This window comes from Micromonospora sp. MH99 (assembly GCF_021442385.1).
Lineage (GTDB): Bacteria > Actinomycetota > Actinomycetes > Mycobacteriales > Micromonosporaceae > Micromonospora.
Window position 1 is genome coordinate 1 of sequence record NZ_MUZA01000107.1, and the last position, 14879, is coordinate 14879.

Here is a 14879-nt window from a genome sequence, read left to right on the forward strand (position 1 = left end):
TCCGGGGTATAAATCATAATTGGCACTGGCTTTACAAGCACCCTGTTGAGTTCTCAAAGAACAACCACACACCGATCCGAAGACCCAACCAGTGGGCCACCATCCCGGGGCTTTTCGTTCCGTGTTCCCGTCGCTCTCGCGCCGGGCACTTTTACTACGTTACCTCACCGTCTTCGCCGTGTCAAACCGTGTGTCCCGGTCTGTCATGCTTCGTACGGGTTGGCGCCGGCGCACTCACGCAGCAGCGAACCGCTGCGTCAGGTCGTCGGATTTGGCAGGCCGGCCGCTGCGGTGTCCCGCAGTCTCGCCCGGTTCCCTGCCGGTCGTGAACCTTACCCGGTCGGTTCCGCTGCACCAAATCCGCCTCGCGGCTGACCCGGTGAGCCCCGCCCGAACCGTGTCCCGCAGAGGCGAACCCCTGCCTGACCCGGTTACCTGCCCGATCCGGTGCTCCAGGTCTTTCGCCCTGTTTGCCCCGTTCCGCGCTGGCAGAGAGAAAGTTACGCGTCCGTGGGTTTGATCGTCAAATCGGCGGGTAGCGTCGCGCGTCACACTGATCCCCTCCGGGTCGGATCAACCCACCGAGTGCCGGGCCGAGCAGCGGCCGCGGGGTCAGGACACCCGGCGTCGGCGGGCGGCGAACCAGGCACGGATGCCGAGCACACCGACGGTGGTCCCGATGGCCAGGGAAGCCGCGATCAACAGGGCGTGCACCCACAGGAAGCTGGTGGCGGCCCCGTCGGCCACCGTGCCGGAGGCCCAGGACCGCGGGTCTTGCCAGATGGCGACGGCGAACCTCGGCCAGATCACCCAGGTCCAGATCCCGACCCCGACCAGGAAGAGAGCCCACCCTCGCGACAGCACCATGGCAGCCGAGTATGCCAGCGCAGTCGATCCGCGAGCTGGCCACGGACGCGACGGGCGCGACCTCCGGACCGCGCTGCCGGCCGGGATCGGCGCCTCGGGCGATCCGTTTCCGGCCAGGCCGTGCTGGGCACTGCGAAGGAGGACAGCGAAGGACAGTCCCCCGGAGGTGCCCCGTGCGACAGCCGATCTTCAATCCCTGGGCCTGGCGCGATCCGTCCGCCCTGGCCGGCGGATACACGCAGACCACCCCCTCGGCTGCGGGGCCGGGCGGTCCGGCCGGTGCGCACGACGGCCCGGACGCCCCCGGCCCCGGCACTCCGGTGGACCTCGTCGGCTATCACGTCCAGGCCAGCGACGGGCGCATCGGCACGATCGACGAGGCGAGCGACGACGCGGACGCCGGATACCTGGTGGTGGACACCGGCCCGTGGATCCTCGGCCAGAAGGTGCTGCTGCCGGCCGGCACGGTGGAACGGGTCGATCACCTGGACCGTGTCGTACACGTCGACCGGACGCGGCAGGAGATCAAGGACGCGCCACCGTACGACGCGGAGTCGGCCAACCCGGAGTACCGGGACCGCGTCGGCAGGTACTACACGGACCGTCACCTGCCGCCCCCGGAGCGACACCCCGGGTAAGGTGAGGCCGTGGTCCGGACGGGCAGTTGCGTGTCGGAGGCGGTCGATGTGGTCGACGGCCTGCCGCGCGGTGTCGTGCCCGGTGTCCCGACCAGCTCCGGCGACGGCCGTGAGCACTTCCTGGACGTACTTCGTGCCGGTGGTCTGCGGTACCGCGCCGGCGCGCGATGGCGGACGGCTCGCTGAGCCCTGTTTCCGCTGACCGAGGGGCCTGTCCGGCCCGCTCGGCGCGCGCCCACGCGTGATCCACCCACCCGCACGAGAGGCACCTCGCCATGTCCATCGCACGCATGCTCACCGGGGACCGGCCCACCGGTCGCCTGCACCTCGGCCACTACGTCGGCAGCATCGCCAACCGGGTGCGCCTGCACCAGCGCTACGAGAGCTTCTTCATCATCGCTGACCTGCACATGTTGACCACCCGCAACCGCCGGGAGGACATCGACCAGGTCTCCGCCAATGCCCGCGAGATGGTGACCGACATCCTCGCCGCCGGCGTCGACCCGGCGCGGGCCACGTTCTACCTCCAGTCGGCCATTCCGGAGGTCGGCGACCTCAACACTCTGCTGCAGAACCTGGTGACCGTGCCCCGGCTGGAACGGGTGCCCTCGTTGAAGGACATGGCCCGCGACGCGGGCAAGGAGGAGATGCCGTACGGGCTGCTCGGTTATCCGGTGCTCCAGGCCGCGGACATCCTGTGCGTGAAGGGCGAGGTGGTCCCGGTCGGCCGGGACAACGCCGCGCACGTCGAGGTGACCCGGGAGATCGCCCGCCGCTTCAACCACCTGTACGGTCCGGTGTTCCCGGTGCCCGAGCTGATCCCCGCGGACACGCCCAGCCTGGTGGGCACCGACGGCACGGCCAAGATGAGCAAGAGCCGGGGCAACACGATCGCCCTGTCCGACGACGCGGCCACGGTGCGCCGCAAGGTGCGCGGGATGTACACCGACCCGAACCGGGTGCGGGCCGACGTGCCGGGGACCGTGGAGGGCAACCCGGTCTTCGCGTACCACGAGGTGTTCAACCCGGACCGTGCCGAGGTGGCCGACCTGGCCGACCGTTACCGGGCCGGGCAGGTGGGTGACGTGGAGGTCAAGGAGCGGCTGGTGGTCGCGCTGGAGACGTTCCTGGCGCCGATCCGGGAGCGCCGGGCCGCGATCGAGGCCGACCGGGGGCTCGTCGACCGGCTGATCGTCGAGGGCACCGAGCGGACCCGACAGGAGGTACGCCAGACCCTGACGGAGGTACGCCGGGCGATGGGGCTGACCGGGGCGTACCAGCAGATGCGGCGGCGGGCCGAGCGGGCCCGGCGCCGGACGGACGCCCCGGCCTGACGCGGCGCTCGGGTCTCCTCGTTGCGACGGGGAGACCCGACGTGCTGCGCGGAGGGCGCAGAATGCCTGGATGAAGAGGATTCGTCCGATCCCCGCCGGTGACGCGCACCGGACGACGATGTTCGAGATCTTCTTCGACCTGGTCTTCGTCTTCGCGCTCACCCGGGTCATCGCGTTCATGGCGCAGCCGCCGAGCGCGCTCACCCTGGGCCAGGGGCTGCTCCTCCTGCTGTTGTTGATCTACTCCTGGGGTCCGTACCTCTGGTTGGGGAACCTGGTCCGCGCGGACGTCGGCCCGGCCCGCGCGGCCACCCTGCTGGCGATGGCCGCGATATTCGTGGCCGCTCTGGTGCTGCCCGACGCCTGGCGGCAGGGACCGGGATCCGTCGACCCGCCGCTCACCCTCGCGCTCGCCTACCTGGTCACCCGGGCGGTGCAGCTCGTGGTGCTGTTCTGGGCGAGCGTCGACGATCCGCCGCTGCGCTCGACCCTGCGGTTCTTCGTCGTGCCGGTGACGGCTGCCTGGCTCCCGCTCATCGTCGGCGCGCTGCTCGGTGGCGTCGCCCAGACCGTGCTCTGGACTGTCGCGCTCCTGGTGGACATCGGCGGTTCCCGCGTCGCCTCCATCTACGGCCCGTGGCCGCTGCGCAGCCTGGACCACTTCACCGAACGGTTCGGACTGGTGCTCATCATCGCCCTGGGCGAGGCGTTGATCGCCGCCGGCACCGGACCGAGGATGACGGCGCCGACCGGGGCCAGCCTGATCGCGGCGCTGCTCGGCCTCGTCGCCACCATCTGCCTCTGGTGGCTGTACTTCGACCGGTTGGCGCCCGCCGCCCGGCAGTCCGTCCTGCGCGTTCCCGACGAACGGCGCTCCCACGTGGCCGGCGACGCGTACGGCCTCGCGCACACACCCATGATCATCGGTGCCATCTACGTCGCGCTCGGCATCGAGCAGGTGCTCGGCCAGCTCGCCGATGAGCCGTCGCACACCGCCCGGTTGAGCTGGCCCTCGGCCACCGCCCTCTACGGGGGCGCCACCCTCTACCTGCTCGGACGGCTGGTCTTCCGCCGGCTCACCCTTCATGCCGTACACCCGGGGCAGGGTGTCGCCGCGCTGCTGCCGCTGCTCCTGCTGCCGATCGCGCGGCCACTGCCCGCGCTGGCCGAGTTGGCGCTGCTCACCCTGCTTCTGATCGCCGTAACCTGGTACGAGCGGCGGATCGACCGGCGTGGCGAACCTGTCGAACCGGCGCGAGACGTGCGCCCCTGAGCCGCGGAAAAGTTCCAGACCCGTGTCGACATCCCGGGCACTCGTTCGTCGTCATGCTGTACGGCGACCCCGCCGCACCGAGAGGAGTCGAGACGTGAAGTACATGCTGCTGTTCATGAGCACCCCGACCGACGGGGAGGCCGGCAACGGGTGCACCTTCGAGGACTGGGTGCGCTACGACCGGGAGATGAAGGACGCCGGTATCTGGGTCTCCGGGCATCCCTTGCAGGACCTGACCACCTGCACGACCGTACGGGTCGGCCCGGACGGCGAACGCGCGATCACCGACGGGCCGTTCGCCGAGACCCGCGAGGTGCTCGGCGGCTACGACATCATCGACGTGCCGAACCTCGACGTCGCGCTGGACTGGGCGGCCCGCAGCCCCGGGGCCACCGGAGCCGGCTCGGTGCAGGTGCGGCCGGTCGCCGAGATCGAGGTCGAGGTCTGACGGTGGCGGGCGCGGAGGCGGCAGCCGGTTCGGTGGAGGCGGTGTTCCGGGAGGAGCACGGCCGGCTGCTCGCCTCGCTCGTACACCGCTTCGGCGACCTCGACCTGGCCGAGGAGGTCGCCTCCGAGGCGATCGAGGCGGCGCTGGTGCACTGGCCGGTCGACGGCGTCCCGAGTCGGCCCGGCGCCTGGCTGCTCACCACGGCCCGCCGTCGCGCCGTCGACCGGCTGCGCCGCGACCGCGTGCTGGCCACCCGGCTGGCCGTACTCCAGGCGGAGGCCGAGCGGGCCGACCCCGCGCCGCCCGCCGACGCGGACCCGGATCTGCCCGACGACCGGTTGGCGCTCTTCTTCACCTGTGCCCACCCCGCCCTGCCCGCGCAGGACCGCGGCGCGCTCACCCTGCGCTTCCTCGCCGGGCTCACCACGGCGGAGGTCGCGCGGGCCTTCCTGGTGCCGCACGCGACGATGGCCCAGCGACTCGTCCGGGCCAAACGGAAGATCCGCGACGCCCGCATCCCGTTCCGGGTGCCCGGCGTCGACGAGTTGCCCGAGCGCCTGCCCACGGTGCTCCAGGCCGTCTACTCGGTCTTCACCGAGGGGTACGCCGCCAGTTCCGGACCTGACCTCCAGCGGACCGACCTCGCCGAGGAGGCCATCCGGCTGGTCCGGATCCTGCGCCGGCTGCTGCCCGGCGAGCGGGAGGTCGCCGGCCTGCTCGGGTTGCTGCTGCTGATCCACGCCCGGCGCGCGGCCCGGAGCGGACCGGACGGCGCGGTGGTCCTCCTCGACGACCAGGACCGCGCACGGTGGGACCACGCGATGATCGACGAGGGCCGCGCGCTGGTGGTGGTCGCGTTGACCGGCCCGGCGCCCGGGCCGTACGGCGTGCAGGCCGCCATCGCCGCCCTGCACGACGAGGCCGCCGACGTGGCCGGCACCGACTGGCCCCAGGTGGTGGCGCTCTACGACGTGCTGCTCGGCATGGTCCCCTCCCCGATCGTGGCGCTGAACCGGGCCGCCGCCGTGGCCATGCGGGACGGACCGGACGCCGGGCTCGCGCTGCTGGACGGGTTGGCCGGCGATCCACGTCTGCGGGGCTATCACCTGTACCCCGCGACCAGGGCGGACCTGCTGCGCCGGCTGGGTCGCCGCGATGAGGCCGCGGCGGCGTACCGGGACGCGTTGGCGCTGGTCGGCACCGAGCCGGAACGGGCGCACCTGCTGCGCCGGTTGGCATCCGTCAGCGAGGACTGAGCGGGTTCCCGCTGTAGCCTGCCCCGATGACCCTGCCTCTGCCGCCCGGTGAGTTCGCCGCGTACCTGTTCGACTGCGACGGCACCATCGTCGACTCGATGCCGCTGCACTACGTGGCGTGGCAGCGGGCGCTCGACGAGTGGGGCTGTGAGTTCCCGGAGGATCTCTTCTACGCCTGGGGCGGCCGGCCCACCGCCGACATCGTCGTCGCGCTGAACGAGCGGCACGGGCTGGCGATGCCGGTGGCGACAGTCGTCGAGAACCGCGAGCGCATCTTCCAGGAGTTGCTGCCGCAGGTCACCGCCGTGCCCGAGGTTGTGGCGCACATCCACGACGCGCACCGCCGGGTGCCGTTCGCCGTCGTCTCCGGCAGCACCCGCGCCACGGTCACCGCCTCCCTCGACGCCCTCGGTCTGCTGGACCGCTTCGACGTGCTGGTGTGCGCCGAGGACTACACGCGGGCCAAGCCCGACCCGGAGGCGTTCCTGCTCGCGGCGCGGCAGCTCGGCGTACCCCCGGGCTCGTGCCTGGTCTTCGAGGACACCGACCTGGGCATCCAGGCCGCGACGGCGGCCGGCATGGCTTCGGTACGCGTGCCGCAACAGCGCGTCGGCTGACGCCTCAGGCGATCGTCAGCAGCAGCTTGCCCAGGTAGGAGGTCTCCAGGCGCTTGTGCGCCTCCCGCACCTTGCCCAGTGGGAACGTCTCGGCGACGTGCACCACGAACGGCCCAGCCTCGATGAGGTCGTTGAGGCGCTGCAACTGTCCGCGGTTGGCCACACCGTCGTACGCCCGGACCGACACGCCGGACCGTTCGCGCGGTTCCGGCCGCACCCCGTGGGCGTACGCGACGACCCCTCCGTCGGACAGCGTCTCGGCGAGCCGGTCCAGTGTCTTCCCGCCGGCCATCGCCAGGATGCCGCCCACTCCCCCCGGAGCCGCGTCCCGGATCGTCGCGAGCACCTCGGCGGGGTCGGCGTGGCCGTCGAGAGACACGTCGGCGCCGAGGCGGGTCACCAGCGCGACCCCGTCGCTGCCGGAGGCCACCGCGATCACGTTGAGGCCCTGTCGCTTGGCCAACTGCACGGCCAGGTGGCCCTGCCCACCGCTCGCACCGAAGATCAACAGCCAGGCGCCCGCCGGCAGGCTGAGCGTGTCCAGCCCGGCCAGCGCGGTCAACGCGTCGGTCGGCATCGCACCGGCGTGCTCGGCCGGCACACCGTCGGGCAGCTTCGCGGCGTACTCGGCCTTGACGGCCGCGTACTCGGCGTAGAAGCCGCCCTTCGGCCGGGTGGTGGCGGAGACGTAGACCAGGTCACCCACCGCGAGGTCGGTCACCCGGCTGCCGGCCGCGATGACGGTTCCGGCGCCGTCCGAGCCGGGCACGATCGGAAACTCGGTGCCCTCGGGCACCAGCACGCCCTGCCGCTCGTATGCGTCCCACACGCCCACGCCGGCGCTCAGGACCTTGATCAGCACCTCGTCGGCGGCGGCCTCGGGCACCGGAAGTTTCCGCAGGGTGATCACCTCCGGTCCGCCGAACTCGTCCAGCGCCGCAGCCTGCATCCGCTCTGGCACGTCCGCGTCAACCATGTGGGCTTCCTCTCCGGGCCGGCGTCACCGTCGCAGCATGCCGTCTCGGGGGCAGGCCCGGCCCGGTGCCGGGTGCCGTTCACCCACAAGGGCGACGGCCGTCGGTGTGCCCGGGGCGTGGCCGGAGTGCGGCGACACCGGCGACGCGTTCAGGACGTCTGCGGCTCCCGACCGTCGAGGGCCTGCGCGACCGCGTCGCGCACCCGGGCGTCCTCGCGAGCCTTGCGCCGCGCCCGGTTGCGGCGGCGGTACAGGGACGCCCCGACGACCACGGCGATCAGCACGACGAGCGCCAGGACGACCATCCACGGCAGGGCCCAACCGTGCGCCGTGGCCTCGACCGGCTTGAGCGAGGTGGTGGAGCCCGACGCGTCGGTGAGCAGCGGCGTGACGGTGGCGGTCGCCGCGAGCCGGACGGCGGGAGCGACACCGCGTACGGGCACCCGCACGTCCCAGCTCTCGCCTGGCAGCAGCTGCGGCGGCGCGGCGATGTCACCGGCCCGCGCCCGCAGTACGCCGAACGGACCCGAGACCGAGACGGCCTGCTGGCCGGACAGGGCGGCGTTGCCGGTGTTGTGGATCGTGTAAGCGACGGTGGCGTCACCCTTGGCGAACGGATTGGACGTCCCGTCGTACGTCACGTGGAGGTTCTCGATCGCGAGGTTCGGCTTCAGCTCGCCACCGACCCGCAGCGTGATGCGGATGCCGAGGCGGCGGTCCACGTTGATGCCCTCGGCCTGGTCGGCCTGCGTCAGCGCGGTGAGGATGCCGCCCACGTGGTCACCGGGCGTGGCGTTGGCGGGAACGGTGATCGTGAAGGGGACCTGTGCGATCTTTCCGGGCTGGATCACGACGCTGCCGGCGCTGGCCTTGACCCAGGCGCCGACCGCCACGGACTTCTTGTCCCCGGTGAGCAGGTCGAGCTGTCCGGCGTCGGTGGTGAAGCCGTCGGCGGCGTACACGGCCAGGGTCAGCGGCGCCGGGCCGCGGTTGGCCACCACCATGGCGTCCTCGACGGTCCCACCGGGGTTGACGTTGTAGCTGTAGCTGGACCGGGCTTCGCCGTAGCTGTTGGAGGCCGTCCGGACCGTCCAGGCGACGTTGCCGTCGGCCGCCACGGCGGGGCCGGCGCCGACGCCGACCGCCGCGACGACGGCGAGCAGGGACAGCGCGGTGGTGCGAACGAGTGTCTTCCAGCGCGGTACGGACGGTTGCATGTCGGATCCTTGAGGTGATCTTGGGAGTGGGCGAACCGGTGGCGGGGCAGGCACCCGAAGGTGCCTACCCCGCCCGGTGGAACAGGTTCTTCTCAGCTGCTCAGCGCAGTGATCGTGAGGGTGGTGCGGTAGCTGCCCTTCGCGATGCTGTCCGGGATCTTCAGGTCCAGGTCGGCACCGAGCTTGGCGCCGCCCCGGGGGTGACCCTGAACCGCCGCGCCCAGCCCGCTGGAGACCGAGAGGCCCTTGCCCTGGTCGTCGAGGGACGACAGGACTGCCGCGCCGGCCTCGGCGCCCGCGCCGGCGTCCAGGACGTACGGGGTCCAGCCCAGGTACGAGCCGGAGAACGTCTTGTCGGCGTCGGAGAAGTCGCCGACGCTGGCCGAGATCGACCACGGGGCGAGCGAGCGGCGGCTGTCCGACACGAGGATCGGGTTGATCTTGCCGGTCGCCTCGAAGTAGGTGCCGTTGCGCTCCTGCGCGGTGCCCAGGTCGACCAGACCGTTGTAGCCGTCGATCGTCCAGCCGAACTCGCCCGGGGCCGGGTTGGGAACGTTGACCTGGATGGCCTGACCGTCACCGTGGTACGGATGCACCGTCACCTTGTCGGTGACCGAGCCGACCGGCTGGCCGTCCGGGGTGTTGACGCAGGAGAGGCCCTTCTCCACTGCCGCGTTCGGGGCCGCGCAGGTGCCGCTGCGGACGTTCGCCAGGACCAGCTTGTCGCCGCGCACCTGCACCTTGACGTAGCTGCGGACGTGCTCCTGGTTCTGCGACGAGTTGTACCAGTACTTGGCCGGGTCCAGCGGGTCCGGGCCGTTGCCCCGGATGCCGGTGCCACTGTCGTCCGGCTTCTTGATGTCGTAGTACTTCGAGCCGGACGCCGAGTTGGCGGTCACGTAGATGACGCCGCCCGGGCCGGGGTAGACCTCGGGAGCGCCGGGCTTCTCAGCCGGGTTCTCCTTCTGGCCGTTCTTGATCGAGTAGCTGCGCGAGTAGCTGTGGTCGTGGCCCTGCAGCACCATGTCGACGCCGAGGTTGGAGAAGGCAGTGGTGAAGTCTTCCCGCCGCTGCTTGTTGTCGCTGTCGGTCGCGTGGCTGGCCGGGGAGTAGATCGAGTGGTGGTAGACCAGCACCTTCCACTTGGCCTCGGAGCCGTGCTTCTTGATGACGTCGGTGACGTACGCGACGTGCGCGGCGTCGCCGCCGGCCGAGCCGTCCGCCGGGTTGACGTAGCTGTTGCTGTTCAGGTCGATGAACAGCACGTCCTTGTGGATGAACCAGTAGTCGCCACCGGACCGGGTCGCCTGGTCCCCGCTGTAGTACTGGGCCGAGCGGTCGGTGTTCGGGGTGAAGTGGTGCTGCTCGTAGGACTTGCCACCGACGTCGTGGTTGCCGATGGTGGCGACGAGGGGGACCTGACGCAGCTGGTCGGGGGCCAGGAACGAGGTCCACTGACCCTCGTCGTTGGCGCTCTCCACGTGGTCACCGGCGGAGACCAGCAGCTCGGCGTTCGGGTTGGCGGCGGTGGCGACCTTCAGGGTCTCCTCCCAGCCGGCCTGGTCCTTGAGCCGGTCGCCGGAGGAGCCGATCTGCGGGTCACCGAAGAACAGGAAGTCGTAGTCGCCCTCGAAGTCCTGCGTCCGGAAGGCGTACGCCGGGGACCAGCTGCCCTCGGCGCCGACCCGGTACGAGTACGCGGTGTTCTCGCGCAGGTTGCTGATGGTGGCGTGGCGGTTGAAGCCGGTCGTGGAGGTGTTCGCCGCGCCGACGGCGTCGAAGCTGACGGCGCTGGCCGGGAACTCGCCGTTGACGAGCTCGGCGGTCGGGGCGAGCTGGATCTTCTGGGCGGTGTCGGCGGAGGAGTACCAGGACACGATGCGCTGGGTCTCGTTGGCGCCGACGCCGAGGACGATGCCAGACACCGTGGTGGGGTCGGCGGCGCTGGCGGCGGTCAGCAGACCGCTACCGAGGGCCGCGCCCATTCCCAGGAATCCGGCTACGACCCCGGCGACAACGCGCCGCCGCACGAGCCCGGGGGCCCGTGTCGAGGTGCTCAATGTCATCGACATTGTTCCCTTTTCGAATAGAGAAATGGATTTTTCTTCACCCGACACCGGGGAAGCAGATCCAAACTTTCGTTGGCCGATGAACCCGCCATGAACGTGATCTTGCGAATGGCTGCACTTCGCGGACTGGTTAGCCGTACTCACGATCCGGTCACGCGCTGAACAAACCAGATCAGCCCCATGATGGACACTGCCGCCGAAACAGCACCGGTCACCCACAGACCGGCTTTCGGCGCACGCCGGTGCAACACGAACAGCAGCGGGAAGACGGCGGCGATAATCGTCAACTGAACGACCTCGATACCGACGTTGAACACCAGCAGCGACCACAGCAGCGTCCACGACCACGCCTCGTCGATGCCCAACGCGCCCGCGAAGCCCAGGCCGTGCACGAGGCCGAAGCAGAAGACGACGCCGAGGCGGATCCAGCCCCGACGGTCCAGGCTGAAGTGGCCGCGCCCGGCCGTCTCCAGATCGCCTGCGTGGTCACCGCGCCGCCAGATCCCCCACAGGTGCCAGCCGGCCACGACGGCGATCGACAGCGCGATGACCGGCTCCACGACCCGCGCCGGCACGTCTACCAGGCCGAGGGCGGCGAGCAGGAACGTCACCGAGTGCGCCAGGGTGAAACTGGTGGCCGCGAGCACGATCTCCCGCAGACGCCGCGACCCGGCGATGAGCGCCACCAGGAAGAGGATGTGGTCGATGCCGGACAGCAGGTGCTCGGCCCCCAGCAGGAAGAACTCGCCGAACCGCTGGTAGGCGGTCTGCGCCGTCGAGAAGGACGGGTTGGCGGCGTCCAGCGCGGCGCTGCCCGAACGGCCGTCGATCTCGTAGGTGACGATCGTCTTGGTGTCCTTGACGTACGCCTCGTCGTCCGGGAAGAGACCGCTGCGCACCTCGTGCTCGTCGACCCGCTCGGGACAGGTCCAGTCCAGCAACAGGTCCGCGTACGGCACCCCGTCACGAGCGCCGATCGTGGCGTCGCGTACCACTGTCGGCTGACAGGCCGCACCTCGCGCGCTCACCGAGAAACGGTCGGCGACATAGCGCAGGACCGTCGGGGCGTGGGCCTTCAACGCTGCGGCCTGCGCCGCGGAGTCGCCCGCCTCGAAGGCGGCGTTCCCCACCCGGAACAGCGGATCATCGTCACCGGAATCGGCGGCCGACACGACCAGAAGGTCATATTCGAGCTCCACCTCGGAGCGAATGTGACCCTCGTCTCCGGCGGTAATTTTCGCGTACACCGTCGATGAGAAGCCGTGCGCGAAGGCCGTTCCGCCACCCAGGAACGGGAACACCGCCGCAGCAAATGCGACAACGGCGACGACAACGGTACGGCGAATGTGCCCCAGCATGCGACTCCCTCGGTTGGCCAGTGCACGCTGCACCTCGTGGGTGAACACCAACCCGCCCACCGACGAACCGATGGAGAACAAACAACCGCGGCGACCGGTCACGGATTGTCGACGGCCGGATCTGGGATAGGAATACGAGGCGTACGCGCACTTCCCGCCCCCACCCGAAAGGACGACCACCTTGCGCCCCCCGCTTCGGGCCGTCGCCCTGTTGGCCGCGACCGCCGCGCTCCTCTCCGCCTGCGACTCCGGCGACGACTGGTCCCAGCCGCACCCCGCGCCCAGCGCCGTCGGCTCGCTCAGTCCGGGATTCGTCGACCCCGCCACGACGCCAGCGCCGGAGGCGACCATCACGCCACGGCCCGGATCGTGGGCCGACGTGCACCCGTCGAAGGACTACCGGGTGGTGCTGCTGACCGCCGGCACGGACGCGCCGACCAAGGCCCTGGTGACGGCGGTGCGGGACTGGGCCGACGACGAGCACGTCGATCTGAGAACTGTCGTCGTCAGCAACGCGCACGACGCCGTCCCCAGCATCACCAGGGCCATGGCGATGGGCCCAGACCTCATCGTCAGCGCCGGCAACGAGCTCATCGACGCCCTCGCGCTTGTCACCCCGAACCACCTGGACGAGAAGTTCCTGGTGGTGGGCGCCGAACTGGCCGAGCCCACCCACAACGTCACGGCCGTCGACTGGGACGGAGCGTCGTACCGGGGCGAAGGGCTCGGCATGTCCTCGTCGTACGACGCGGGCTCGTTCACTGCCGAGCGCTGCGCGGCAGCCATCAGGGCGGGCGTGGCCGCCGTGCTCAACAACCTGACCGGGATCGTGGTCTGGCTCTGACGCCCGGCCGGTCGCCGTCGGATGACGGGCCCTCGCCCGGACCGTTCGCGAGTACGCTCGCCCGGATCGCGAGGTGGACCCGCTCGATCCGGCCGGGCCCGCTCGTTGGGAACGGCAGCGGGACGCCAGGGCGCCCGCCAGGTCGAAGGGTGCGGTCATGCGGAAACTGGTTGTCGTCGAGTTCGTGACGCTCGACGGGGTGATGCAAGGGCTGGGGTCACCCGACGAGGATCGTGACGGCGGGTTCGAGCACGGCGGCTGGGCGGCGCCGTTCTTCGACGAGACCCAGGCGACCGCCGCCGTGCAGGGGCTCCGGTCGACCACGGCGTACCTCTTCGGTCGCCGGACGTACGAGAAGATGACCGGTTACTGGCCGAGCCAGCCTGACGACAACCCGATGGCCGCCCACCTCAACGCGACTCCCAAGTACGTCGCCACCCGTACGCTGACCGATCTCACCTGGTCGAACGTCCGACGCCTCGACGGAGATCTCGTGTCGGCGGTCACGGACCTGAAGTCGCGGGGCGACGGCGTCATCGTCGTGCTGGGCAGCGGGGTGCTCGTGCAGGAACTCATCGCGCACGACCTGATCGACGGGTACCGCCTGTTCCTGCACCCGCTCCTGCTCGGCACCGGCAAGCGGCTCTTCCGCCAGGCCGACCGGCCGCGACGTCTGCGGCTCGTCGACTGCACGCCGACCAGCACCGGTGTCCTCATGCTGGAGTACGAATTGGAGTGACGGGCCCCCGGGCAGAACACGTCCTCAACCGGTGACCGGCTCTGTTATCGATAACATCGCGATCGTTGTGAAGCCTCACCGTCCCCCGGGTGCAGCGCACCGGGACGACCATGGCGGCCTGCTCGGAGGGCTCGCGATGACGGCCAGACGCCTTCAAGGCATCGAGGTTGATGGTTTGGGAGCGCTCCCGTAACATACCCGACGCGGCTGTTAACGCTCACCTAACAATGATTCCCACGAATGTGGAGGCCGCCATCCCGTCAGGAGGGTGCTAGATGACCATATTTAGACCGACCAATGTCGGCCTCGTCTCGGCAGGTGTCGCGTTGCTGGCGTCGGCCACGGTCGTCGTGGCGATGCCGGCCGGCGCCGCCGCAGCGGGCTGCTCGGTGAACTATGCCGTGTCGTCGCAGTGGCAGGGCGGGTTCGGCGCCAACGTGACGATCACGAACCTCGGTGATCCGTTGAGCGGTTGGACGTTGACGTGGTCGTACGGCGCCGGCCAGACGGTGACACAGTCGTGGAACACGGAGTTGACGCAGAGCGGTGCGGCGGTGACCGCGCGCAACGTGAGCTACAACGGATCGGTCGCGACCAACGGCACTGTGTCGTTCGGCTTCAACGGGTCGTGGACGAGCAGCAACCCGGCCCCGACGAGCTTCGCCCTGAACGGCGTGACCTGCACCGGCGGGACCACGCCGACGCCACCGGTGACCGACACGCCCGCACCGCCGACGACCCCACCGCCCACCACCCCACCGCCGACGACACCGCCACCCACGACCCCGCCACCCACGACGCCGCCGCCGACCACGTGTGATCTGCCGTCGTCGTACCGGTGGTCGTCGACCGGCGCATTGGCGCAGCCCAAGTCGGGCTGGGTGTCGCTCAAGGACTTCACCGTCGCTCCGTACAACGGCCGGCAGTTGGTCTACGCGACCACCCACGACACCGGCACCCGCTGGGGCTCGATGAACTTCGGCCTGTTCACCAACTGGTCCGACATGGCCTCGGCCAGTCAGAACACGATGAACAACGCCACCGTCGCGCCGACCCTGTTCTACTTCGCGCCCCGCAACATCTGGGTCCTGGCCTACCAGTGGGGCGGTACCGCGTTCTCCTACCGCACCTCCACCGACCCGACCAACCCCAACGGCTGGTCCGCGGCGCAGACCCTGTTCACCGGCAGCATCTCCGGCTCCGGCACCGGCCCCATCGACCAGACCCTCATCGCCGACAGCAC

The 14879-nt window shown here is 70.4% G+C and carries 15 protein-coding genes; 10 read left to right on the forward strand and 5 right to left on the reverse strand.

What is annotated here, in order from left to right; translation table 11 throughout:
* Positions 1 to 612 precede the first annotated feature (612 nt).
* The gene (locus tag B0E54_RS30650; RefSeq protein WP_234591172.1) at positions 613 to 867 is read right to left on the reverse strand and encodes an SCO4848 family membrane protein; all 255 of its coding nucleotides are present in this window, start codon (positions 865 to 867) and stop codon (positions 613 to 615) included.
* Between the two features lie 173 nt (positions 868 to 1040).
* Here B0E54_RS30650 and B0E54_RS30655 point away from each other — a divergent pair, with 173 nt between their 5' ends.
* From B0E54_RS30655 to B0E54_RS30685, 7 genes are all read left to right on the forward strand, one after another.
* Positions 1041 to 1505: a PRC-barrel domain-containing protein gene (locus B0E54_RS30655; protein ID WP_234591174.1), complete on the forward strand. Its 465-nt coding sequence runs from the start codon at positions 1041 to 1043 to the stop codon at positions 1503 to 1505.
* Positions 1506 to 1514: 9 nt separating this feature from the next.
* Entirely contained in the window at positions 1515 to 1691 is a 177-nt protein-coding gene (locus tag B0E54_RS30660; protein WP_234591176.1) for a hypothetical protein, read from the forward strand.
* An 89-nt stretch (positions 1692 to 1780) separates the two neighbouring features.
* Positions 1781 to 2839, forward strand: coding sequence for a tryptophan--tRNA ligase (gene trpS, locus B0E54_RS30665; RefSeq protein WP_234591178.1), 1059 nt, complete (start codon positions 1781 to 1783; stop codon positions 2837 to 2839).
* A gap of 70 nt (positions 2840 to 2909) precedes the next feature.
* On the forward strand, positions 2910 to 4112 hold the full coding sequence (locus tag B0E54_RS30670) for a low temperature requirement protein A (protein ID WP_234591180.1): 1203 nt from the start codon (positions 2910 to 2912) through the stop codon (positions 4110 to 4112).
* A 103-nt stretch (positions 4113 to 4215) separates the two neighbouring features.
* Positions 4216 to 4560 carry a YciI family protein gene (locus B0E54_RS30675; RefSeq protein ID WP_234591204.1) on the forward strand — a complete coding sequence of 115 codons (345 nt, stop codon included), beginning with the start codon at positions 4216 to 4218 and terminating at the stop codon, positions 4558 to 4560.
* Positions 4561 to 4562: 2 nt separating this feature from the next.
* Positions 4563 to 5816 carry an RNA polymerase sigma factor gene (locus B0E54_RS30680; RefSeq protein ID WP_234591182.1) on the forward strand — a complete coding sequence of 418 codons (1254 nt, stop codon included), beginning with the start codon at positions 4563 to 4565 and terminating at the stop codon, positions 5814 to 5816.
* 26 nt (positions 5817 to 5842) lie between these two features.
* Positions 5843 to 6433, forward strand: coding sequence for an HAD family phosphatase (locus tag B0E54_RS30685; protein WP_234591184.1), 591 nt, complete (start codon positions 5843 to 5845; stop codon positions 6431 to 6433).
* 4 nt (positions 6434 to 6437) lie between these two features.
* Here the strand turns inward: B0E54_RS30685 and B0E54_RS30690 are convergent, their stop codons facing one another.
* From B0E54_RS30690 to B0E54_RS30705, 4 genes are all read right to left on the reverse strand, one after another.
* Complete coding sequence (locus B0E54_RS30690; RefSeq protein ID WP_234591186.1) at positions 6438 to 7409, reverse strand: NADP-dependent oxidoreductase; 972 nt, start codon at positions 7407 to 7409, stop codon at positions 6438 to 6440.
* 149 nt (positions 7410 to 7558) lie between these two features.
* Complete coding sequence (locus B0E54_RS30695) at positions 7559 to 8626, reverse strand: WxL protein peptidoglycan domain-containing protein (protein ID WP_234591189.1); 1068 nt, start codon at positions 8624 to 8626, stop codon at positions 7559 to 7561.
* A gap of 92 nt (positions 8627 to 8718) precedes the next feature.
* The gene (locus B0E54_RS30700; protein WP_234591191.1) at positions 8719 to 10692 is read right to left on the reverse strand and encodes a metallophosphoesterase family protein; all 1974 of its coding nucleotides are present in this window, start codon (positions 10690 to 10692) and stop codon (positions 8719 to 8721) included.
* A gap of 143 nt (positions 10693 to 10835) precedes the next feature.
* A complete protein-coding gene (locus B0E54_RS30705; RefSeq protein ID WP_234591194.1) occupies positions 10836 to 12053 on the reverse strand; it encodes a HupE/UreJ family protein in 1218 nt (405 codons plus the stop codon).
* A 181-nt stretch (positions 12054 to 12234) separates the two neighbouring features.
* On the opposite strand from B0E54_RS30705, the gene B0E54_RS30710 reads away from it, so the two are divergent.
* The 3 genes from B0E54_RS30710 to B0E54_RS30720 form a co-directional block, all read left to right on the forward strand.
* Positions 12235 to 12897: a hypothetical protein gene (locus B0E54_RS30710; protein ID WP_234591196.1), complete on the forward strand. Its 663-nt coding sequence runs from the start codon at positions 12235 to 12237 to the stop codon at positions 12895 to 12897.
* Positions 12898 to 13054: 157 nt separating this feature from the next.
* Positions 13055 to 13636 (forward strand): dihydrofolate reductase family protein, encoded by a 582-nt coding sequence (locus B0E54_RS30715; RefSeq protein WP_234591198.1) that lies wholly within the window; start codon positions 13055 to 13057, stop codon positions 13634 to 13636.
* A gap of 275 nt (positions 13637 to 13911) precedes the next feature.
* Positions 13912 to 14879: non-reducing end alpha-L-arabinofuranosidase family hydrolase (locus B0E54_RS30720; RefSeq protein ID WP_234591201.1), on the forward strand; the 968-nt coding region annotated here is incomplete at its 3' end.

What these genes read in the sequence shown, in the direction of transcription:
- trpS (WP_234591178.1), top strand. Translation starts at nt 1,781, where the DNA reads ATGTCCATCGCACGCATGCTCACCGGGGACCGGCCCACCGGTCGCCTG.
- B0E54_RS30670 (WP_234591180.1), top strand. Translation starts at nt 2,910, where the DNA reads ATGAAGAGGATTCGTCCGATCCCCGCCGGTGACGCGCACCGGACGACG.
- B0E54_RS30695 (WP_234591189.1), bottom strand. Translation starts at nt 8,626, where the DNA reads ATGCAACCGTCCGTACCGCGCTGGAAGACACTCGTTCGCACCACCGCG.
- B0E54_RS30705 (WP_234591194.1), bottom strand. Translation starts at nt 12,053, where the DNA reads ATGCTGGGGCACATTCGCCGTACCGTTGTCGTCGCCGTTGTCGCATTT.
- B0E54_RS30675 (WP_234591204.1), top strand. Translation starts at nt 4,216, where the DNA reads ATGCTGCTGTTCATGAGCACCCCGACCGACGGGGAGGCCGGCAACGGG.
- B0E54_RS30650 (WP_234591172.1), bottom strand. Translation starts at nt 867, where the DNA reads ATGGTGCTGTCGCGAGGGTGGGCTCTCTTCCTGGTCGGGGTCGGGATC.
- B0E54_RS30700 (WP_234591191.1), bottom strand. Translation starts at nt 10,692, where the DNA reads ATGACATTGAGCACCTCGACACGGGCCCCCGGGCTCGTGCGGCGGCGC.
- B0E54_RS30690 (WP_234591186.1), bottom strand. Translation starts at nt 7,409, where the DNA reads ATGGTTGACGCGGACGTGCCAGAGCGGATGCAGGCTGCGGCGCTGGAC.
- B0E54_RS30715 (WP_234591198.1), top strand. Translation starts at nt 13,055, where the DNA reads ATGCGGAAACTGGTTGTCGTCGAGTTCGTGACGCTCGACGGGGTGATG.
- B0E54_RS30685 (WP_234591184.1), top strand. Translation starts at nt 5,843, where the DNA reads ATGACCCTGCCTCTGCCGCCCGGTGAGTTCGCCGCGTACCTGTTCGAC.